Source organism: Fructilactobacillus sp. X3R2C1, assembly GCF_059901235.1.
The window spans coordinates 38,952-60,458 of record NZ_JBWXVA010000001.1 but is presented as its reverse complement, the minus strand read 5'-3'; the positions used below and the strand labels follow the sequence as shown (position 1 = coordinate 60,458).

Here is a 21,507-nt window from a genome sequence, read left to right as displayed (position 1 = left end):
ATGTTCTTGAAAACTGGTGACAAAGTTCGTGTTATTAGTGGTAAAGACAAGGGTAAAGACGGCAAAGTCGTTAAAACCATTGCTGCTAAGAACCGTGTAGTTGTTGAAGGAATCAACAAGATCAAGAAACATCAAAAAGCTTCACAAGACAATCCCCAAGGTGGAATTGCTGACGTTGATGCTCCAATTGATGCTTCAAATGTAATGTTAATTGATCCATCTACTAACGAACCTACAAAAGTAAGTTTCGTGGTTAAAGATGGTAAAAAAGTTCGTATTTCAAAGAAATCACAAAAACCAATCGATTAGATTGGAACTGAAAGGAGGAAATTAATCGCATGGCAGCTCGCTTAGAAGAAAGATACAAAGAAGATATTCTCCCAACGCTCGTTAAGAAATTTGATTACTCATCAGTTATGGAAGCCCCAAAACTTGACAAGATCGTTTTAAACATGGGTGTTGGTGATGCTGTAACAAATTCTAAAAACCTTGATGAGGCGGTTCATGAATTAAGTTTAATTTCTGGACAAAAGCCTATCGTAACTAAGGCTAAAAAATCAATTGCCGGTTTCCGTCTTAGAGAAGGAATGCCAATTGGTGCCAAAGTTACATTAAGAGGAGAAAGAATGTATGACTTCTTGGATAAGTTAGTTAACGTTTCATTGCCACGTGTTCGAGATTTCCACGGTGTAAGCAACAAATCATTTGATGGTCGTGGAAATTACACATTGGGTATCAAAGAACAACTAATTTTCCCAGAAATTAATTACGATGATGTTAACCGTGTTAGAGGTTTAGATATCGTACTTGTAACAACCGCTAATACGGATGAAGAATCACATGAATTGTTAGCTCAATTCGGAATGCCATTCGCTAAATAGGAGGTTTAATATTGGCTAAAAAATCATTAATTAAAAAAAGTGAACGTCCAGCTAAGTTCTCAACACAGAATTACACTCGTTGTGAACGTTGTGGTCGACCTCGTGCGGTTTACCAAAAGTTTCACTTATGCCGAATTTGTTTAAGACAACTTGCCCATAAGGGTCAAATTCCTGGCATGAAAAAAGCTAGTTGGTAAAATAATAAAACTGAAAAGGAGGTTTCACGTTTATGTCCATGACAGATCCAATTGCAGACTTTTTAACTCGAATTCGTAATGCCAATATGGCAAGACACGATTCAGTTGACGTTCCTGCATCAAAAATCAAAAGAAACATTGCCGAAATTTTGAAGCGTGAAGGCTTTGTACGCGATGTGGAATACATCGATGACGATAAACAAGGTGTTATCCGTGTATACCTTAAGTATGGAAAAGATAATCAACGTGTAATCACTGGTTTGAAGCGAATTTCAAAGCCAGGATTACGTTCATATGTTAAATCAGATGATGTTCCTAAAGTTTTAAACGGTTTAGGAATTGCTATCATTTCAACTTCAGATGGTGTTATTACTGATAAAGAAGCTAGAGACAAAAAAGTCGGTGGCGAAGTATTAGCATACGTTTGGTAAAAATTAAAAAAGAATTGGAGGTGTTAATATGAGTAGAATTGGTTATAAAACTGTTGATCTTCCAGACGGTGTTGAAGTAAATCATAGAGGTACTAACGTAACTGTTAAAGGACCAAAGGGTACTTTAAATGCTACAATTTCACCAGAAATTAAAATGCAAGTTAAAGGTAACGAAGTGAACTTTACTCCAACTGGTAAGTATGACAACAAAGAACGTGCCCTACACGGTACAACACGTGCTAACTTCAATAACATGGTTGAAGGTGTTACAAATGGATTCCACAAGACACTTAAGCTAGTTGGAGTTGGATATCGTGCTCAATTAAAAGGTAGTACTTTGACTCTAAACGTTGGTTACTCAAACCCCGTTGAAGTTCAAGTTCCAGAAGATCTTACCGTAGCTGTTCCAGATAACACTACTATTAACATTAGTGGGATCAACAAGCAACATGTTGGTGATTTTGCTGCCGAAGTTCGTTCATACCGTTCACCAGAACCTTACAAGGGTAAAGGAATTAGATATGAAAATGAACATATTACCCTCAAGGAAGGTAAGACTGGTAAGTAATTTAACAATATAAAAAATAAGAGGTGACTATTTTGATTTCCAAACCAGACAAGAATAAAACACGTAAAGTTCGTCATAATCGTGTTAGAAGTAAAATTTCTGGTACTGCTGAGTGCCCACGTTTGAACGTTTTCCGTTCTAATAAAAACATTTACGCTCAAGTTATTGATGACGTAAAGGGTGTAACGCTAGCTAGTGCCTCAACTGTTGACAAGGAAGTTTCCGGAGACAACAAATCAGAACAAGCCGCAAGCGTTGGTGCTTTAGTTGCTAAGCGTGCAGTTGAAAAGAATGTTAAGAATGTTGTTTTTGATCGTGGTGGATACTTATATCACGGACGTGTACAAGCCCTTGCAGATGCAGCACGTGAAAATGGACTTGAATTTTAAAAAAGGAGGAATATAACGCACATGGCAAAGTTTATTAATCCAGACAAACTGGACTTAGAAGATAACGTTGTTGCTATCAATCGAATTACTAAGGTTGTTAAGGGTGGTCGTCGACTACGTTTTGCTGCATTAGTTGTTGTTGGTGACAAGAATGGCCACGTTGGCTTTGGTACTGGTAAAGCTCAAGAAGTTCCTGAAGCGATCAGAAAAGCCGTTGATAGTGCCCAAAAGAACTTAATTGAAGTTCCAATCGTTGGAACTACTATCCCTCACGAAGTTATCGGTCGTTTCGGCGGTGGAAAGATTATGTTGAAGCCTGCTGAAGAAGGTTCCGGAGTTGCTGCCGGTGGGGCCGTTCGCTCAGTTATGGAATTAGCTGGTGTAAACGATGTTACTAGTAAGCGTTTAGGCTCTGATACACCAGTAAACGTAATTCGTGCAACATTTGAAGGTCTTAAGGAACTTAAGAATGCTGAAGAAATTTCATCATTACGTGGTGTCTCATCAGATCACTTAACCGAATAATAAGGAGGGGTTAGAAGATGGCTCAATTAAAGATTACTTTAGTTCATAGTGCTGCTCACCGTCTCCCTAAACAACGTAAGATTGTTAAGGCCCTTGGATTGGGACGAGTAAATAGTAGTGTTATTAAACCTGATAATGAAGCAACTCGTGGAGCTCTATTCAAGATTGCTCATTTAATTAAGGTTGAACAAGTTGATTAATATTCTTTAAAAGATAGGGAGGTGCAATTCAATGAAGTTAAATGAATTAAAAGCTGCTAACGGTTCACGTTCATCAAGAACTCGTTTAGGTCGTGGTCTTGGTAGTAAAGGTAAGACTTCAGGTCGTGGCCAGAAGGGTCAAAAGGCTCGTGGCAAAACTCGTGTTGGTTTTGAAGGTGGCCAAATGCCTTTATACCGTCAAATTCCAAAACGTGGATTTACCAACTTCAACAGAAAAGTTTTAGCGATCGTTAACTTAGCTGATTTAGATAATTTTGATGATGGCTCAGAGGTAACTCCAGATGTATTGATTCAAGCTGGAATGATTAAGGGCTCAAATGATGGCGTTAAAGTTCTTGCAGATGGCAAGTTAACTAAGAAGCTCACTGTTAAAGCTAACAAATTCTCAAAGAGTGCTGAAAAAGCAATTGAAGATGCCGGCGGTAAAGCTGAGGTGATTTAATGTTCACTACCTTAAAGAATGCCTTTGAAGAAAAAGATATTAGAAAAAGGATTTTATTTACCCTTTTTATATTGGCAGTTTTCCGTTTAGGTGCTTACATTACTGTGCCTGGAATCAATGCGGAAGCTTTGCAAAGTGTTGCATCTTCAGGTTTAGTTAATGTATTGAATATGTTTAGTGGTGGTGGATTAACTAATTACTCATTGTTTGCAATGGGAGTTTCACCATACATTACTGCACAAATTGTTGTTCAGTTACTTCAGATGGATATCGTTCCTCGATTCGTTGAATGGGGGAAACAAGGTGAAGTTGGAAGGCAAAAACTGGATCAGGTAACAAGATGGTTAACGATTGTTTTAGCATTTGTCCAGTCAATTGGTATTACGGCTGGATTTAATGCTTTGAGTAGTCTTCATTTAGTTAAGAACCCTGGAATGGGAACTTACATTAGTATTGGTTTAATTTTGACTGCTGGTACAATGCTCACTACGTGGATGGGCGACATGATTACTGACAAAGGAATTGGTCAGGGAGTTTCAATGATCATCTTTGCTGGAATTGTTGCTGAAATGCCAAGTGGAATTATGAGTGTTTATCGTCAATACGTTGAAGGTACACCAATGAATGAAATTTGGAAGCCAGCTCTTTTCATTATTGCCTTGATTATTGTAATTTTGATTATTGTTACCTTTGTTACTTGGGTACAACAAGCTGAACGTAGAATTCCAATTCAATATACTAGAAGAACATCAGGTTCACCAGACAGCAGTTACCTTCCCTTGAAGGTTAACGTCGCTGGAGTTATTCCAGTTATTTTCGCAAGTGCATTTATTTCCACTCCTCAAACGATTTTGATGTTTTTCACCAAAAACTTTCAAGGATCCGGATGGTATGAATTTTTAAGTAAGTTGTTTAACATGCAGACCCCACTTGGAGCTGCGTTTTACACCCTCTTAATTGTTGTATTTACTTTCTTCTATGCGTTTGTTCAAGTTAATCCACAGAAATTGTCGGAAAACTTACAAAAACAAGGTAGCTACATTCCAGGAGTATGGCCTGGTCGTGAAACTCAGTTATATATTTCTCGATTGTTGATGAGACTTAGTACCGTTGGTGCTTTGTTCTTGGGTGTTGTTTCTCTAATCCCATTGATTGCACAAAATGTTTGGAACTTAAACGAATCAATTGGACTAGGTGGTACTAACCTCTTGATTATCGTTGGAGTTGCTATTGAAACCATTCAACAAATTAGAGGATTAATGATGAGAAAAGAGTACGTTGGATTTATTCAAAGTACTCCGGATGATAACAAGTAGTGGAGGAATTTAAATGTCAATGAATTTATTACTAATGGGTCTTCCAGGAGCTGGAAAAGGTACTCAAGCTGAATTCATTGTTGAAAAATATGGGATTCCACATATTTCAACTGGAGACATATTTAGGGCAGCAATGAAAAACAAAACTCCCATGGGAATTAAGGCTCAACAATACATCGATAAGGGTGAATTAGTTCCTAATGATGTTACCTGTGGGATTGTTGAGGATCGTCTTAAACAACCTGATACTGACAAAGGTTATTTGTTAGATGGTTTTCCTAGAAACATTGATCAGGCTAAAAGCCTTGAGGAAATGACTAGGAAAATGAGCAAAGAGTTGAATGCAGTTATTAATATTGAAGTCGATCCAAGTGTTTTAATCAAACGTTTATCGGGTCGTTTCATCTGCAAAAACTGTGGCGCAACTTATCATAAATTATATAAAAAACCTATAGTTGATGGTACTTGTGATGTTTGCGGTGCTCACGTCTTCTATCAAAGAAGTGATGATAAACCTGAAACTGTCAAGAATCGTTTGAAAATCAATGAAAAGAGTAATGCTCCTTTAATTGACTTTTACAAGGATCGCGGCATTTTGCATTCAGTTAAGGGTGATCGAGATATTGCAGACGTTAGTAACGACATTGAAAAAATTCTAAGCAATTTAAATTAGTAAATTGTCGTTTGATTGCTGGAATGTCAGTGATGTGGTATATTATAGTTTGTATGTCTATTTGTAAGTGATACTTACGAGTTTAGTAATTTTGGAGGATTATTCGTGTCTAAAAATAATGTAATTGAAGTTGAGGGTAAGGTTTCAGAGACTTTACCTAATGCAATGTTTAAGGTCGAGCTTGAAAATGGTCATGAAATTTTGGCACACGTTTCTGGCAAGATCAGAATGCATTACATTCGGATCCTACCAGGAGATCGTGTAACCGTTGAAATGTCACCGTATGATTTAACAAAGGGTCGAATTACTTATCGATTTAAGTAAACCCTTCATATAGGAGGTTATAAAAAATGAAAGTACGTCCATCAGTAAAAAAAATGTGTGAACATTGTAAGATTATTAAGAGAAAAGGCCGTGTGATGGTGGTTTGCCCTGTAAACCCTAAGCACAAGCAAAGACAAGGAAAATAAATAAATTAAAATTATAGGAGGTGGACTTTAATGGCTCGTATTGCCGGAGTTGATTTACCACGTGATAAGCGAATTGTTATTGCGTTAACATACATTTATGGTGTTGGAAACACAACTGCTCAGCAAGTTTTGAAAAAAGCTGGGGTATCAGAAGACGTTCGTGTACGTGATTTAACACCTGATCAAGAAGATAAGATCAGAGAAGCTCTTGATGGTTACACAATCGAAGGTGACTTACGTAGAGAAGTTACTATGAGTATCAAGACTCTTCAAGAAATCGGTTCATATCGTGGGATGCGTCATCGTCGCGGTTTACCTGTTAGAGGTCAACACACGAAAAATAACGCACGTACAAGAAAAGGTAAGAAAACCACAATCGCTGGTAAAAAATAATAAAGAAGGAGGCTATCAGTTTCTATGGCTAAAACTAAAAATACTCGTAAGCGTAAAGCAAGAAAAAACGTTGAGTCTGGTGTAGCACACATTCACTCAACCTTTAATAACACTTTGGTTATGATTACCGATGTTCAAGGGAATGCTATTGCTTGGTCATCAGCTGGTGCATTGGGATTCCGTGGAAGTCGTAAGTCTACCCCATTTGCTGCTCAAATGGCTGCTGAAGCAGCTGCTAAGACTGCAATGGAACATGGAATGAAATCAGTAGAAGTTGCTGTTAAGGGTCCTGGATCTGGTCGTGAGTCAGCTATTCGTGCTTTACAAAGTACTGGTTTGGAAGTTGCTGCAATTCGTGATGTAACTCCAGTTCCACACAATGGTTCTCGTCCTCCAAAACGTCGTAGAGTTTAATATTTAATGAACGTTAAAGTTTTAAATTACTCAATGCGTTTTGAAAGGGGTAGAGACTACAATGATTGAATTTGAAAAGCCAAACATTCACAAAATTGAAGAAACAGACAACTATGGTGAAATAGTTGTAGAACCACTCGAAAGAGGATATGGTACCACTTTAGGCAATTCACTTAGACGTGTCTTGTTGGCTTCATTACCAGGAGCTGCGGTTACTAGCATCCAAATTGATGGTGTTCTACACGAATTTTCAACTGTAAAGGGTGTAGTTGAAGATGTTACTCAAATTATCTTAAACGTTAAAAAGATTAATTTGAAAATTAACTCAGATGACAATGAAACAAAGTCAATGAGTATTAATGTAACTGGACCAGCCGATGTAACCGCAGGTGATATCGTAACTGATAGTGATGTTGAAATTTTAAATCCGGATTTGCACATTGCAACGGTTGCTGACGGAACTACATTCCACATGAACATGACTGCCAACAAAGGTCGCGGCTACGTTTCTGCTGAAGAAAACAAAGCCAAAAACGATGGTATGCCAATTGGTGTTCTACCAGTTGATTCTATTTATACCCCAATCGAACGTGTTAATTATCAAGTAGAAGATGCACGTGTTGGTCAACGTGATGATTACGACAAATTGACGTTAGACGTTTGGACTAATGGTTCAATTACACCTTCTGATGCAATTAGTTTGGCAGCTAAGATCTTAAATCAACATTTCCAATTATTTATTGATTTAACTGACAGAGCAAAGAATGCTAATGTTATGGTTGAGAAGGAAGAAAGCCATAAAGAAAAAATGCTTGAAATGTCAATTGAAGAATTGGATCTTTCAGTTCGTTCTTACAATTGTTTGAAACGTGCTGGAATTAATACTGTTCAAGAATTAACTGATAAGTCTGAAGCTGACATGATGAAGGTTAGAAATCTTGGCCGTAAGTCACTCGATGAAGTTAAAGAAAAATTAGCAGCATTAGGACTATCTTTACGTAAAGAAGACTAAAAAGGAGGATATCCGGTTATGAGTTATCGCAAATTACAACGTACGAGTGCTCAACGTCGTGCTTTGCTTCGTAATTTGACTACTGACTTAATTGTTAACGGTCAAATCAAAACAACAGAAGCTCGCGCTAAGGATGTTAGATCATTAGCCGACAAGATGGTTACCTTGGGCAAGAAGGGTGACTTGAATGCTCGTCGTCAAGCTGCAGCTTACTTGCAAAACACCATTGCTGATGTAAAAGAAGACGGAGATAGTATCAAAGTAACTAGTGCATTACAAAAGTTATTTGACGAAGTAGCACCAAAGTATGCGGACCGAAACGGTGGTTACACACGTATTCTTAAAACAATGCCTCGTCGTGGTGACGGTGCACCAATGGTAATCTTGCAATTTGTCGAATAATTTCGATATTTGTTAAGAATAATAAATATTTCACTATAGGAATCACTAAGGTTAAAGGTATAAAGTGTTACGATGATGGATTTTCCAAGTCTAGCTTGAATGTGGTTAACTCCATGCGCCTTAATCTTTTAGTGATTTTTTTATACATAATTTTAATAATAGGAGAGCTGATTCCATGAATCCAATCATTAATGTTTCCAATCTTTCTTTTAGGTATAATAATGAAGATGATCATAAGGTATTAGATGATGTCTCTTTTCAGTGCGAAAGGGGTGAATATATTTCATTAATCGGTCGGAACGGGAGTGGTAAAAGTACCATTGCCAAACTGGTTGATGGTCTTCTAACTCCTAGTGAGGGAGAAATTGTGGTAGATGGGATCAGGTTGGACTCTCATGGTAATGACCGCGAAACAAGAAAAGCAATTGGCTTAGTTTTTCAAAATCCAGATGATCAATTTGTTGGTGCCACGGTAGCAAGTGACGTTGCGTTTGGACTTGAAAATCGGGCGGTTCCAAGAGAAGCGATGAAGCCAAAAGTTAAATCGGCGTTAGAAAAGGTAGGAATGTGGGAATATCGAGACGAGATTCCTAGTAGTCTTTCTGGTGGACAGAAGCAACGGGTCGCAATTGCAGGAGCAATTGTGCTTGATCCTAAAATTTTAATTCTAGATGAAGCGACAAGTATGCTAGATCCTTTAGCTACTAGACAAATTCATCAAGTTGTCAACAAATTAAATCAAAAACAAAATATGACAATTCTCTCCATTACGCATGATATCAATGTGACGGCTAAATCCGATCGGATATTAGCACTTAATAATAATAAAATTGTATTTGACGGAAAACCAAGTGCTTTCTTTCAGAAGCATCAATTAATTGCTGATATGGATCTAGATCTTCCTTTTAGTGAGAAGTTAAGGCAGAAATTCCTTGATGCAGGATATGACATTACTGACAAGTACATGGATGAGGAGGGGATGAGCCAATGGATAAGCACATTATTTTAAGTAACGTTGATTTTGTCTATCAACCCGGTCTGCCATCAGAAAGACAGGCTTTAAGTAATGTCAGTTTAAAGATTAATAAGGGTGAATTTTTGGGTGTTGTTGGAAAAACTGGTAGCGGAAAGTCAACGTTAGTTCAGATGATTAACGGATTATTGAAACCGACTTCAGGGAGTGTTACCGTTGGCAAAATCAAAATTAACAGTGAAACTAACAACCATAACCTAAGTGAGCTCAGAAAAAAAGTCGGGATGATTTTCCAGTTTCCGGAAAAACAACTGTTTGAAGATAATGTTCTAAAAGATGTATCTTTTGGTCCACTTAATTTTGGCGAAAATGAAGCAGTTGCAAAAAAGAGAGCCATTCAGGCGCTTTCGATTGTTGGCATTAATAAAGAACTGTATTCTCGTTCACCCTTTGAGTTGTCTGGCGGTCAAATGCGTCGGGTCGCAATTGCTGGAACGATTGCATGTGATCCAACCGTTCTCATTTTAGATGAACCAACGGTGGGATTGGATCCTAGTGGCAAGACTGAGATATTAAAGATTATCAAGCAACTAAACAAAAATGGAGTAACCATCATCATGGTTACTCACGATATGGATGTGGTGGCACAAAATGCTACCCGTGTTGTGGTTATGAATGATGGAAAAGTGTGTTCTGATTCAACTCCTAGGGAATTATTCAGCAATTACAAGTTAATCGATCAAAATTCATTAGCGCTTCCTGATTCTGTTCAGATATACTATGATTTAATTAATCGAGGCATCAGATTAAAAAAGATTCCGTTAACAGCGGATGAAGTTGTTAACGAAATTACGCAAAAACGAAGTGGAGTGAAGTAGAATCGATCAATTTGTGTTTGGAAAATACTTTCCTGGAAATTCATTCATTCATCGTTTAAATCCAGCTTTTAAGATCTTAGGCTCCGTTATCATTATTACGCTTATTTTGATGTGCAATAATTGGGTAAGTTATGGATGTATGACGCTTTTTACATTGGTACTGATATACTTATCTCATTCTCGAATTAAGATGCTTCTAAAGGGGATCAAACCCATTCTGTGGCTAATTATTTTTACGGTCTTGATTCAAGTGTTTTTTGGTCATGGCGGAACGGTTTATTTTCATTTATGGTTTATTTCCATCACTTCGTCAGGAATTATTAATGCGGTCATGATATTTATTCGATTGGTCCTCATTATCACGATTGCTACTATTTTGACCATCACAACCAGTCCATCGATGATTGCACTTGGAGTTGAGACGATTCTGAGACCGCTTAAGTGGGTTAAGGTTCCCACTGAAACGATTGGGATGATGGTTTCAATTGCACTGCAATTCATCCCCACCCTCATTGATGAGTTAAATGACATTATGAACGCTCAGAGAGCACGGGGCGTCGATTTTGGTAAGGGTAAATTAATGAAAAGGGCTAAAAGCCTAATATCGCTGATTATTCCTTTGTTTGTTTCTTCTTTTCGTCATGCTGAACACCTTGCAGATGCCATGGAAGCTCGTGGATATTCTGATGAGGTCAAGCGAACTCATTATCAGCTCGTCTCTTGGACGGTCCTTGATTGGGTTGCCTTAGGGGTCATGATGGTTTTAACGGTTGTAATTATTTTAGTGAGGAATTAGATGAAAACTCGGTATAAAATTACATTTGCATATGATGGGACTAAATTTGCTGGCTTTCAAACGCAGCCCAAGCAGCGAACGGTGGAGGGAACTTTAACTAATATTATTAACAAAATGGCCCAAAAAAGTGGCAAGCATGTTTTACTTTATGGATCTGGCAGAACTGACGCAGGTGTTCATGCCCTAGGTCAGGTTGCCCATTTTGACTTTCCCTATGATTTAGGTGAGGAAAGTATGTTAAAGGGGTTAAACAGTATGTGTCCCTTGGATATTGAAATAATAAGTGTGCAAAAGGTTAATGCTGACTTTCATGCTCGTTATGATGTAACGGGGAAAAAGTACTTGTATCGGTTGGATTTGGGGCGCTTTACCAATCCATTTAAAAGAAATTATACTGCTCATTGGCGTTTTCCCGTTAATTTCAATTGGATCGAAGAGGCCATTCATGATTACGTTGGCAAACATGACTTTTCGTCTTTTGTTGCTTCTGGTGCAAAGGAAGGAAGTCGGGTTCGTACAATTTTCTCGGTTGATGCTAACTTAGATAAAGTTACTAATGAGATGCAGTTCGAGTTTTATGGTGATGGTTTTATGTATAATCAAATTCGGATTATGGTTGGGGTGCTGATGGAGATTGGACGGGGAAAGCGGCCAGTTCATGATATCCAACGATTGTTCAAAGTGAAGGATCGAAACGAAGCACGTTTAACAATGCCAGCTAATGGCTTGTACTTAAAAAGGGTTTATTATCCAGGAGATGATCCAAAACATTCGAAACGAAAACATCATCCAGATGATTAAAATGAATTTGACTTTCAGAAGAAATGTTAGTACTATTGTAACTGGTATTGTTTGCCCCACGATAAGCCCCGGAAACTTATTAGGTGTCGAACAAACACGGAAACATGGAGGAATTAAAAGTGCATACAACATATATGGCTAAACCCGGCGAAGTAGATCGCAAGTGGTACGTTATTGACGCAGATGGCGTTGAATTAGGTCGTCTCTCAAGTGTCGTTGCTTCTATTCTACGCGGAAAAAACAAACCTACATTTACGCCAAACGTAGATACAGGTGACAATGTTATTGTAATCAATGCATCTAAAGTTGCATTGTCTGGTAAGAAAGCTAGTGGCAAGATTTATTATCACCACACATCTTACATTGGTGGACTTAAGTCAATTACTGCTGGTCAAATGAGAGCAGAGAAGCCTGATCGACTTATCGAAACTTCAGTTAAAGGTATGCTTCCTCACGGTACATTAGGTCGTCAAATCGCTAAGAAACTTCACGTTTATGCAGGTGAAGATCACACTCATGAAGCTCAAAAACCAGAAGTTCTTGATATTAAGAACCTAATTTAAGGAGGAAACACAATTGGCTAAAGTACAATATACCGGCACAGGTCGCCGTAAAGATTCAGTTGCTCGTGTACGCTTAGTACCAGGTACTGGAAAAGTTGTAATCAATGACAAAGATGTTGAAGATTACATTCCATTTCCTAATTTAAGAGAAATCATTTTACAACCATACAATGTTACTGAGACACTTGGTAACTATGACACATTAGCTAACGTTAATGGTGGTGGATATTCAGGACAAGCTGGTGCTGTTCGTTTAGGAATTGCACGTGCTTTACTTGAAGTTGATCCAGACTTTAGAGAAGCCCTCAAGAAGGCTGGTTTATTAACACGTGACCCTCGTATGAAGGAACGTAAGAAACCCGGCCTTAAGAAAGCTCGTAAGGCTGGTCAATTCTCAAAACGTTAATCAGAAGATTATATTTTGTCGCTCATGTCCGCATGAGCGCTTTTTTATTAAATGGGTGAATTTAAAATGAAAAAGACACGAAATTATCATATTGCAATTTTGTCAGTTTTTATTGCCATTATTTTGATTCAAAACTTTGTTCCTATTTTAGGATATATTCCGGTTGGTCCACTAAGCATTACGTTAATTCCCATTACCGTGATTGTAGCGACTTTAGTGCTTGGTTTAAAGGATGGCTTTATTCTTGGCACGCTCTGGGGTGTAATTGTGTTTGTCAGGGCCTTTACGTGGCCTACTAGTCCAATTGCTCCACTTGTCTTTGAGAATCCGATTACGGCCATTTTACCGCGGGCCCTAATCCCGGTAGTTGCTTACTTTTCCTACAAATGGTTAAAAAAATTACTTAATAATAAGCTTTCACTTGTGATTGCATGCGCTTTGGGTTCCATGACCAATACAATTTTAGTGCTGTTATTTATTTATATTTTTAATCGAAAGCAAGCCCCAATCCTATACCATGTGAGTGTTGACAAAATTATCTATGCCTTATTAGGGGTAGTTGGAACCAATGGTCTGATAGAAATGATTATTACAGCAATTGTTTGTCCAATTATCATTATTTCGTTAGATAAAGTAATCCAAAAATAAAAAGCAGATCATTACGATCTGCTTTTTGTTACTTTGATGCGTCCGATGATTTTTTGTCACCATCTTGTTTTGAATCGTCATCTGGTCCCTCATCAGGATCTTTTTGAATTCGTGGAGCTTGCTTAATCATTTTAAGATCTTTGTGATTAATAACGGTCTTGTTATGATACTTATCAATTATTTCTGGATCATCAGATTCAAATGTAATCAAAAAGGCATTATTGTAAGCTTTATCGATATAACCGGTAAAATCATTCTTTTCAAGTTTAAACGATACTTCATCGCCAACTTCAAAGGGTGATTTTTCGGTCTCCGTTTGTTCATCGTGTTTCTTTGCCAAACTGACCACCTCCAATTGTATTCAACTAATGAAATATAAACGAATAATTAACATTTGTCAATTTTTAACATTTTTGTAGTACAATTTAAACAGTAAATTTATTTGTAAGGAGGGTTAGTTTGGCTAGGAAAAAGAAGCAAAAGCAAAATAAGTTAGTTGCTTATGTCCTGACCGTGCTAATCCTGTTAGTCATGTTCGTTGGTGCTGTGATGATTTTAGGCAATTCTCATTTTAATCCGCGGTATGAACAAAATAATGTTAGTGTTCAACATAAGGAATTTATCAACAAGATTTTACCGAAGTCAGTTGAGATGCAACGGAAGTATAAAATTTTGACTAGCATTACCCTTGCTCAGGCTATTTTAGAATCAGATTGGGGCCAGAGTACTTTGGCTTCAAAGTATAATAATCTTTTTGGTGTTAAAGCGGGTGCTGGACAAAAGAGTGTCACTTTGGACACGACTGAATATACGAGTGGATCACCCGCAATGGTTCACGGAAGTTTTCGCGTTTACGATAATTGGGATGAGTCAATTGAAGATCATGCTGTTTTACTAGCTCATGGAACAGACTGGAACCCCATGCAATATAAAGAAGTTGTGTCGGCGGACAATTACGTTGATTCTGCCAAGGCTCTCAGTACCGATGGATATGCAACAGACCCGGCTTATGCAGACAAAATAATTAAAATCATTAAAAAGTATCATCTTAATCAATACGATAAACAATGATGTAGCAAAAGATTTATTGGAGGTTAAACTATGGATTCAGTATTACTCTACCCAGGAAGCACAATTGGAATTATTGGTGACTATTTTAGTAGTACGCAACTAGTTAACGTGGCCCGCGACGCGGGATTGAAAATTGCCACCTATAGTTCTAATTCAGATAGCGAGATCGCTAGACAATCTGATTACGCATTTACAGGTGACGTTAATGATGTTGATACTTTAAGGGAATTTTCTGAGAAGTGTGATTTAGTTACATACGTTTCAAATGACATTGATCCTCAGGTTATTAGTGAAATCGAAAAGTATACTTATGTTCCTCAAGGCGAATCCCTTTTAGAGATTAGTCAGGACCGTGTGATGGAGAGAGCCTTTTTTGATCAAATTAACGTCAATACGTCACCATACGTCACTATTATTAATTTGGAAGATATCTACCAAGCAATCGATTCAATTGGGTATCCTGCGATTTTAAAACCAATTCAACGACATATGACTAATAACCAACAACTTGTTATTAATGAATCAAATGATATTGCACTTGCGTCCGACATGTTAAAAAGAGGGCCTTATATCCTTGAGTCTTACGTTCCCTATCGTTCCGAATACGCAATTATTGCTACTAAATCAGTAAAAGAAGATTTACAACAATTTCCCGCCGTTAAAACCAGTTATTTAGGGAACATGCTCCAAACGGTAAGTACTGATACTTCCAAAACAGATTCTAACGTTATTAACGAAATGATTAGAATTGTTAATCAAATCGGCAAAAATGTTAAATACGTTGGTTCATTTGAGGTATCGTTCGGTGTAACGGCTGATCAAAACATTTACGTTACAAACATTGATCCAACCGTTAATAATGCCGGTTTTTTGTTTAATTTAGCTACTGATATCAGCGAGTATGATCAACATCTTCGGGCCATTTCAGGGTTGCCATTAGCTAAGATTAATAAGATTAGTGATGTGGTTGCTCGCTTGTTTACGAAAAAGCAATATGAACAGGTTCTTAGACAACGAATCCTTCAACCAAACTGGCAATTTTATTTTAATTATCACAGTAATGCACGTGATGATGATGTGGTTGGAGTGATTTTAATTCCAACCAATTCGGTCGAAGAGACGTTTAATCGAATTGTGAATACAGGAATTTGGACCAAAAATTAAATGTTATTAAAATTGAAGAGTCGGCAATTTGTCGGCTCTATTTTGCTATAATTAATGATGGATTTACAAAGCGAGAGGATTGGTTAACGTGTCAAAGACAGACCTACTAAAGACAATGAACGATAAGCAACAAGAGGCGGTAGAACAAACTGAAGGTCCACTTTTGATTATGGCTGGTGCTGGAAGTGGTAAGACCAGGGTGCTCACTCATCGAATTGCTTATCTAATTGAGAAAAAAGGTGTGATGCCATGGAATATTTTGGCGATTACATTTACCAACAAAGCTGCTCGCGAAATGAAGGAACGTGTTAGTAAATTACTTGGCGTTGGTGGTGACGATGTTTGGGTATCAACTTTTCACGCACTTGGCGTGAGAATCTTGAGACGTGACATTGATAAATTAGGTTATAATCGTGCTTTTTCTATCACTGATTCAGGAGAACAAAAGACCCTTGTAAAACGAATTTTAAAAGACTTAGATCTAGACCCGAAAAAGAATGATCCAAGGGCTATTTTAAATGCCATTTCAAACGCTAAGAATAATTTACAGACTCCACGAGATTATCAAAAGTCACATTCAGCTAACAGTCCATTTGAAGAAGTGGTTTCACAGGTATATTTCGAATATCAAAAGCGACTTCAAGAAAATCAAGCTGTCGATTTTGATGATTTGATTATGCTTACGATTAGATTGTTTAAACAGTATCCAGAGGTTTTGAATTATTATCAAGATAAGTTTCATTACATCCATGTCGATGAATATCAGGATACCAATGAAGCACAGTATAAATTAGTATCAATGCTTGCCAAAAAGTATCAGAATTTATGTGTAGTGGGTGACGCTGATCAGAGCATTTATGGTTGGCGTGGTGCTAACATGAATAATATCTTGGATTTTGAAAATGACTATAAAAATGCACACGTTGTGAAACTGGAACAGAATTATCGTTCAACTAAGAATATTTTAAGTGCCGCAAACGACGTTATTCAAAACAATGCCGAGAGAAAAGATAAGAATTTGTGGACGGAAAATGATACTGGCGAAAAGGTAACGTACTATCGTGCTCAAAGTGAGGCTAGTGAGGCCCATTACGTGGTGTCTAAGATTAAAGATGAGGTCAGTAAACATCATTATTCTTATAATGATTTTGCGGTCTTGTACCGGACGAATGCCCAGTCGCGTGTAATCGAAGAGACCTTCTTAAAATCAAATATTCCGTACACGATGGTTGGTGGGCATAAATTCTACGACCGTAAGGAAATCCGGGACATTCTTTCGTATTTAACCCTCATTGCTAATCCTAGTGATTCATTAAGTTTTGAACGGGTTGTTAACGTTCCTAAGCGCGGAATTGGTAGTTCAAGTGTGGAAAAGTTGAGAATGTTTGCAGCAGATAATGGATGGAATCTACTAGAAGCAGCTCAAAATGTTGACTTGGCCAATAATATCTCCAGTCGTGCTCGAAATGCCATTGCTAATTTTGCTAATGTCATATCAAACGTTCAAAAAAAGCAAAAGGATATGACCGTTACGGAAATTACCGAAGCCCTTTTGGATCAATCTGGATATATGGCTGATCTAAAGAAAACCAATTCACTGGAGTCACAGACACGGATTGAGAATATTGAAGAATTTCTTTCTGTCACAAAAGATTCTGATTTAAAGTATGATGAACAGACTGGTAGTAGTGATAGTCGTTTGACAGATTTTTTGGCGGATCTGGCCCTTGTATCGGCTCAAGACGATGTTGATGAATCGGCTAAACAGGTGACTTTAATGACTTTGCATGCTGCTAAGGGACTTGAATTTCCAGTCGTCTTTATGGTTGGGATGGAAGAAGGAATTTTTCCTCTTAGTCGAGCTACTGAAAAGGAAAGTGAGTTAGAAGAAGAACGACGGTTAGCCTATGTAGGAATTACGCGGGCTCAGACCAAACTCTATATGACAAATGCATATTCACGAATGTTATATGGTAGAATGCAAAATAATCCCGAGTCACGATTTATGGATGAAATTAATTCGGATGTATTGGATAATGAGAGTTCAATTCCAACGGGACCTAAGACTCCATTTGACACCAGTAGTGAGTATAATAAACGAACCAATCGAGCCTTTAGTAAACCATATCATCGCCCTAACAAACGAGCCGAAAAACCCCAAGGAACTGGTGCTGACAAGAAGTCATGGAATATTGGTGATAAAGTCAAACACAAGGCGTGGGGAACTGGAACTGTTGTTAAAATTAATGGAACCGGTGAAGATATGGAACTTGACATTGCCTTTCCAGAAAAAGGAATTAAACGTCTATTAGCTGCATTTGCACCCATAACAAAAATTCAATCGATTAAGTAAGGGAGTGGTAAGATTGTTTAAGATTCCAATGGATCAGGTTAATGAAAGTGAAGCAAAAAAAGAGGCCTCAGAACTAAGACCAAAGTTAATTAAGTGGGGAAAACAGTACTATGAACAGGATCAGCCAACCGTAGAAGATGCGGAATATGATCGAAACTATGCTCGCTTGCAGGATCTGGAAGCCAAGTTTCCAGCAATTATCACTCCTGATTCACCGACTCAGCACGTTGGTGGGGCAACTTCGAATGAATTTACAAAGGTCAATCACGAGATTCCAATGCTTTCACTAGGTGACGTATTTTCACCCCAAGAGCTTAAGGATTTTGTGGTTCGACTCAAGCACAACTATCCTCAAGATACTGAGTATAATTGTGAGTTGAAGATCGATGGACTAGCTATTTCACTTCGTTATGAGCATGGGGTGTTCGTGCAGGGATCGACTAGGGGAAATGGACAAATTGGTGAGGATATCACTGAAAATTTAAAAACCATCCCATCAATCCCTAAAAAATTAAGTCGACCCATTGATATTGAAGTACGTGGCGAATGTTATATGGGAAAAGAAGCCTTTTTAAAGTTAAATGAACGACGACAAGATGACGGAAAACCAACGTTTGCTAATCCGAGAAATGCTGCTGCCGGGAGTCTTCGACAATTGGATCCAAAAGTTACTAAGGATCGCCACTTAAGTACTTTTATGTATAATGTTGCTAATTATGACGATTTAAAGGCTACCACTCAAAGTGGACTTTTAGAGGAACTAAAAGAATTAGGCTTTACCATCAATGAGCATTATCAAGTGGCTGACAATATGGATCAGATTGATGCTTACATTAAAAAGTATTCAGCAGCAAGAGATAATCTCACCTTTGGTATCGATGGCATTGTGATTAAGACCAATTCGCTTCCTTTACAAATGGAAATTGGGCATACGGTTAAAGTCCCGAAGTGGGCGATCGCTTACAAGTTTCCGCCAGAAGAAGTTCATACTAAAATTAAAAAGATTGAGTGGACCGTTGGAAGAACGGGAGTGGTAACTCCTACCGCAATCATGGATCCAGTGCAATTGGCCGGTACTACCGTTTCAAGAGCGTCACTTCATAATCCTGATTATATTGAGAAAAAAGATATCCGTGTCGATGATACAGTGGTTTTGTATAAAGCTGGCGACATTATTCCGGAGGTTGAAAGGTATCTTCCTGATTTAAGGCCAAAAGATTCTAAGCCATATGTTATCCCAGATCGATGTCCTTCATGTGGTGCTAAATTAGTCCACTTAGATGGTGAGGTTGCCTTACGTTGTATTAATCCGAAGTGTCCAGCACAGCTGGTGGAACAAATTAATCATTTTGCTTCTAGAAATGCAATGGATATTGATGGTTTGGGTCCTAAGATTGTGAAGCAGTTGTTTGATAAAAAAATGGTCTCGGAGGTGGCCAGCTTGTATCACCTTAGTTATGATGAACTACTCACTCTTGATAAGTTTGGTGACAAGTCTGCTAACAATTTACTTTCTGCCATTGATAGTAGTCGGAGCAATTCACTTGAAAGATTGCTTTTTGGCTTAGGCATCAGACACGTCGGTGCTAAAGCAGCGCGATTAATTGCTGCCCACTTTAAAACCATGGATGCTCTCATGAAATCAAGTGTCGAAGAAATCGCCTCAATTGACACCATTGGTCAAGTTATTGCTGATAGTGTTCATACTTATTTTGAAAACGCTGATAGTAGAGAATTAATTGGCGAACTCGTTGATGTTGGTGTTAATATGGACTATGTAAATAATGAAGAGATAGTACAACCAGATAACTTTTTCAATGGTAAACGAGTTGTATTGACCGGAAAGTTGGTTGATTTAACTAGGGGTCAAGCCAGTGAATGGCTTGAAAACCATGGAGCGGATGTCACAAGTAGTGTTTCTAAAAATACCGACCTAGTAATTGCGGGAGAGGATGCAGGTAGTAAGCTAACCAAAGCTCAATCTCTTTCGGTTCCGGTTTGGGATGAAGATCATTTTAAAAATGAAATGCAAAAAGAATGATAAGAAGTCGGAGGAATTTAAGTTGAGACGCTTAAAAGTAATTTTAATGGTGGCGGCTAGCGCATTAATGTTAGTAGCTTGTGGGAGTACTAACAAGAGTACCACTAATACAAATAATAAGAATACACAATTAACCGGGGAAACTGGTGGTAAGAATTATCAGAGTGTTATTAAGGATGGACATTATCAAACCAGTAAATCGCGTGGAGTTGACATTCAACAAAATGATAATCAGTTTAACTTGAAAGGATTTCAGAACGGTTTGCTTGGAATTTCCAAGCAGAATTTTTCGACTGATAAGTATGTTTTTCAGGAGGGACAATACATCTCTACTGACACTGCCGAGAAGTGGCTTGATCGTAAGTCAAAGCAAAACCCGGAGGGACTAAATCCATCGCAACAAAAGGGAAAAGTAACCCCAATGTACTTGCAACAAATGGATGAACAAGACTTCTTAGTTCCAAATGGTAATAAAATGACCATGAAGGGTATGACCATTGGCCTTGGGATCAATTCAGTGTACTACTACACTAAACAGAAGTATGGGAGCCAGTATCAACAGAAGATCCCCGATGATGTGGTTGAGAAACAAGGTAAGGAGATGGCTAACACGATCCTTAAACGATTGAGACAGAATAAAGAATTAAAGAATATTCCAATCGTGATTGCATTGTACAAGCAAGCTCCAAACGATAGTTTGACTGGTGGTAATTTCTTTGCCTCATCGGTTAACAATCCGGGCACGACGTCTGTAAACTCATGGAAACCAATTAATGAAAAATCATATGTGTTCCCGATTGCCAATGGTTCTAAGGGACCTAATACGAATGATTTATCTGCGTTTAATCAATTTAAGTCACAGGTTCAAAATTTCTTCCCTAACTTGAGTGGGATTACTGCACAGGCTCAATACAAGGGTAAGCAACTTCAAGGAATGCACATTAACATTACAACTCAATTTTATAGTCAAACTGAAATCATCAGTTTTACTCAATACCTACAGAATGCTGCTCAAAAATATCTTCCTGGCAGTGTACCAATTGATATTACCGTAAAATCAACTGATGGAATTCAAAGTTATTTGAACCGAAATGCGGGAGGAAAGTCCTTCAGTTCGCATGTGTTTAATAGCTATTAAGATTTAGTGATTTAGTAAAAGAGGGGATAAAATGGCTGATAAGATTACGGAAGAACAAACCCAACATATTGCTGGGTTAGCTAAGCTTGAATTAAAAAAAGATGAATTACCTGAATTCACCCAACAATTAAATGATTTGTTGAAAATGTTGGATACACTTGAAAAAGTTGATACATCGGGTGTTGAGCCCACTTATACGGTAACGGATCGAATTGACGTTACTAGAAAAGACGTGGCAGAAGATTGGCACGAACAAGATGCTTTGTTAAAGAATGCTCCTGATATTCAAGATGACTTAATTAAAGTTCCAGTAATTATTGACGAAAGTGAGGATGAATAAT

General features: G+C 37.9%; 31 protein-coding genes. 30 read left to right on the top strand and 1 reads right to left on the bottom strand.

Annotated elements, in window-relative coordinates; all coding sequences use genetic code 11:
* From rplX to AC6UDB_RS00205, 24 genes are all read left to right on the top strand, one after another.
* Complete coding sequence (rplX, locus tag AC6UDB_RS00320; protein ID WP_500693550.1) at positions 1–309, top strand: 50S ribosomal protein L24; 309 nt, start codon at positions 1–3, stop codon at positions 307–309.
* 29 nt (positions 310–338) lie between these two features.
* Entirely contained in the window at positions 339–881 is a 543-nt protein-coding gene (gene rplE / locus AC6UDB_RS00315) for a 50S ribosomal protein L5 (protein WP_500693551.1), read from the top strand.
* An 11-nt stretch (positions 882–892) separates the two neighbouring features.
* Positions 893–1,078, top strand: a complete 186-nt coding sequence (locus AC6UDB_RS00310) for a type Z 30S ribosomal protein S14 (RefSeq protein WP_010022727.1) — start codon at positions 893–895, stop codon at positions 1,076–1,078.
* A 32-nt stretch (positions 1,079–1,110) separates the two neighbouring features.
* Positions 1,111–1,509: a 30S ribosomal protein S8 gene (gene rpsH, locus AC6UDB_RS00305; RefSeq protein WP_010022729.1), complete on the top strand. Its 399-nt coding sequence runs from the start codon at positions 1,111–1,113 to the stop codon at positions 1,507–1,509.
* Positions 1,510–1,537: 28 nt separating this feature from the next.
* Entirely contained in the window at positions 1,538–2,077 is a 540-nt protein-coding gene (rplF, locus tag AC6UDB_RS00300) for a 50S ribosomal protein L6 (RefSeq protein ID WP_500693552.1), read from the top strand.
* 32 nt (positions 2,078–2,109) lie between these two features.
* Complete coding sequence (gene rplR, locus AC6UDB_RS00295) at positions 2,110–2,466, top strand: 50S ribosomal protein L18 (protein WP_500693553.1); 357 nt, start codon at positions 2,110–2,112, stop codon at positions 2,464–2,466.
* A gap of 21 nt (positions 2,467–2,487) precedes the next feature.
* Positions 2,488–2,991: a 30S ribosomal protein S5 gene (rpsE, locus tag AC6UDB_RS00290; protein WP_500693554.1), complete on the top strand. Its 504-nt coding sequence runs from the start codon at positions 2,488–2,490 to the stop codon at positions 2,989–2,991.
* 17 nt (positions 2,992–3,008) lie between these two features.
* Complete coding sequence (rpmD, locus tag AC6UDB_RS00285; RefSeq protein ID WP_500693555.1) at positions 3,009–3,191, top strand: 50S ribosomal protein L30; 183 nt, start codon at positions 3,009–3,011, stop codon at positions 3,189–3,191.
* A gap of 31 nt (positions 3,192–3,222) precedes the next feature.
* Entirely contained in the window at positions 3,223–3,654 is a 432-nt protein-coding gene (rplO, locus tag AC6UDB_RS00280) for a 50S ribosomal protein L15 (protein ID WP_500693556.1), read from the top strand.
* The gene (gene secY, locus AC6UDB_RS00275; protein ID WP_500699280.1) at positions 3,654–4,970 is read left to right on the top strand and encodes a preprotein translocase subunit SecY; all 1,317 of its coding nucleotides are present in this window, start codon (positions 3,654–3,656) and stop codon (positions 4,968–4,970) included. The genes rplO and secY overlap by 1 nt, the downstream gene beginning before the upstream one ends.
* A 13-nt stretch (positions 4,971–4,983) precedes the next feature.
* Positions 4,984–5,643, top strand: coding sequence for an adenylate kinase (locus tag AC6UDB_RS00270; RefSeq protein ID WP_500693558.1), 660 nt, complete (start codon positions 4,984–4,986; stop codon positions 5,641–5,643).
* Between the two features lie 105 nt (positions 5,644–5,748).
* A complete protein-coding gene (infA, locus tag AC6UDB_RS00265; RefSeq protein ID WP_010022742.1) occupies positions 5,749–5,967 on the top strand; it encodes a translation initiation factor IF-1 in 219 nt (72 codons plus the stop codon).
* Positions 5,968–5,993: 26 nt separating this feature from the next.
* Entirely contained in the window at positions 5,994–6,113 is a 120-nt protein-coding gene (gene rpmJ / locus AC6UDB_RS00260; RefSeq protein ID WP_010022743.1) for a 50S ribosomal protein L36, read from the top strand.
* A gap of 30 nt (positions 6,114–6,143) precedes the next feature.
* The gene (gene rpsM, locus AC6UDB_RS00255; RefSeq protein WP_500693559.1) at positions 6,144–6,506 is read left to right on the top strand and encodes a 30S ribosomal protein S13; all 363 of its coding nucleotides are present in this window, start codon (positions 6,144–6,146) and stop codon (positions 6,504–6,506) included.
* A gap of 24 nt (positions 6,507–6,530) precedes the next feature.
* Positions 6,531–6,920 (top strand): 30S ribosomal protein S11, encoded by a 390-nt coding sequence (gene rpsK, locus AC6UDB_RS00250; RefSeq protein ID WP_010022745.1) that lies wholly within the window; start codon positions 6,531–6,533, stop codon positions 6,918–6,920.
* A gap of 61 nt (positions 6,921–6,981) precedes the next feature.
* The gene (locus tag AC6UDB_RS00245) at positions 6,982–7,932 is read left to right on the top strand and encodes a DNA-directed RNA polymerase subunit alpha (protein ID WP_500693560.1); all 951 of its coding nucleotides are present in this window, start codon (positions 6,982–6,984) and stop codon (positions 7,930–7,932) included.
* 18 nt (positions 7,933–7,950) lie between these two features.
* Positions 7,951–8,334, top strand: a complete 384-nt coding sequence (gene rplQ, locus AC6UDB_RS00240; protein WP_500700794.1) for a 50S ribosomal protein L17 — start codon at positions 7,951–7,953, stop codon at positions 8,332–8,334.
* A 175-nt stretch (positions 8,335–8,509) separates the two neighbouring features.
* Complete coding sequence (locus AC6UDB_RS00235) at positions 8,510–9,343, top strand: energy-coupling factor transporter ATPase (protein ID WP_500708845.1); 834 nt, start codon at positions 8,510–8,512, stop codon at positions 9,341–9,343.
* Positions 9,322–10,185 carry an energy-coupling factor transporter ATPase gene (locus AC6UDB_RS00230; RefSeq protein WP_500695227.1) on the top strand — a complete coding sequence of 288 codons (864 nt, stop codon included), beginning with the start codon at positions 9,322–9,324 and terminating at the stop codon, positions 10,183–10,185. The genes AC6UDB_RS00235 and AC6UDB_RS00230 overlap by 22 nt, the downstream gene beginning before the upstream one ends.
* 13 nt (positions 10,186–10,198) lie before the next feature.
* Entirely contained in the window at positions 10,199–10,981 is a 783-nt protein-coding gene (locus AC6UDB_RS00225) for an energy-coupling factor transporter transmembrane component T family protein (RefSeq protein WP_500708844.1), read from the top strand.
* The gene (gene truA / locus AC6UDB_RS00220) at positions 10,982–11,782 is read left to right on the top strand and encodes a tRNA pseudouridine(38-40) synthase TruA (protein WP_500696538.1); all 801 of its coding nucleotides are present in this window, start codon (positions 10,982–10,984) and stop codon (positions 11,780–11,782) included. It begins immediately after the preceding gene.
* 119 nt (positions 11,783–11,901) lie between these two features.
* Positions 11,902–12,345, top strand: coding sequence for a 50S ribosomal protein L13 (gene rplM / locus AC6UDB_RS00215; protein WP_500693566.1), 444 nt, complete (start codon positions 11,902–11,904; stop codon positions 12,343–12,345).
* 13 nt (positions 12,346–12,358) lie between these two features.
* Positions 12,359–12,751, top strand: a complete 393-nt coding sequence (gene rpsI / locus AC6UDB_RS00210) for a 30S ribosomal protein S9 (RefSeq protein WP_500696539.1) — start codon at positions 12,359–12,361, stop codon at positions 12,749–12,751.
* A gap of 66 nt (positions 12,752–12,817) precedes the next feature.
* Positions 12,818–13,399: an ECF transporter S component gene (locus AC6UDB_RS00205; RefSeq protein WP_500696540.1), complete on the top strand. Its 582-nt coding sequence runs from the start codon at positions 12,818–12,820 to the stop codon at positions 13,397–13,399.
* Between the two features lie 28 nt (positions 13,400–13,427).
* Here AC6UDB_RS00205 and AC6UDB_RS00200 read toward each other — a convergent pair whose 3' ends face one another.
* Complete coding sequence (locus tag AC6UDB_RS00200; RefSeq protein WP_500693568.1) at positions 13,428–13,739, bottom strand: DUF2187 family protein; 312 nt, start codon at positions 13,737–13,739, stop codon at positions 13,428–13,430.
* A 119-nt stretch (positions 13,740–13,858) separates the two neighbouring features.
* Here AC6UDB_RS00200 and AC6UDB_RS00195 point away from each other — a divergent pair, with 119 nt between their 5' ends.
* From AC6UDB_RS00195 to gatC, 6 genes are all read left to right on the top strand, one after another.
* On the top strand, positions 13,859–14,470 hold the full coding sequence (locus AC6UDB_RS00195; protein WP_500708843.1) for a glycoside hydrolase family 73 protein: 612 nt from the start codon (positions 13,859–13,861) through the stop codon (positions 14,468–14,470).
* 30 nt (positions 14,471–14,500) lie between these two features.
* On the top strand, positions 14,501–15,634 hold the full coding sequence (locus tag AC6UDB_RS00190) for an ATP-grasp domain-containing protein (protein ID WP_500696541.1): 1,134 nt from the start codon (positions 14,501–14,503) through the stop codon (positions 15,632–15,634).
* An 88-nt stretch (positions 15,635–15,722) separates the two neighbouring features.
* Entirely contained in the window at positions 15,723–17,987 is a 2,265-nt protein-coding gene (pcrA, locus tag AC6UDB_RS00185; protein ID WP_500708842.1) for a DNA helicase PcrA, read from the top strand.
* Positions 17,988–18,009: 22 nt separating this feature from the next.
* Entirely contained in the window at positions 18,010–20,028 is a 2,019-nt protein-coding gene (gene ligA / locus AC6UDB_RS00180; protein ID WP_500709025.1) for an NAD-dependent DNA ligase LigA, read from the top strand.
* Positions 20,009–21,166, top strand: coding sequence for a CamS family sex pheromone protein (locus AC6UDB_RS00175; RefSeq protein WP_500699295.1), 1,158 nt, complete (start codon positions 20,009–20,011; stop codon positions 21,164–21,166). Before ligA ends, AC6UDB_RS00175 begins: the two co-directional genes overlap by 20 nt.
* A gap of 31 nt (positions 21,167–21,197) precedes the next feature.
* Positions 21,198–21,506 (top strand): Asp-tRNA(Asn)/Glu-tRNA(Gln) amidotransferase subunit GatC, encoded by a 309-nt coding sequence (gatC, locus tag AC6UDB_RS00170; RefSeq protein ID WP_500693573.1) that lies wholly within the window; start codon positions 21,198–21,200, stop codon positions 21,504–21,506.
* The last annotated feature ends 1 nt before the right edge of the window (position 21,507 follow it).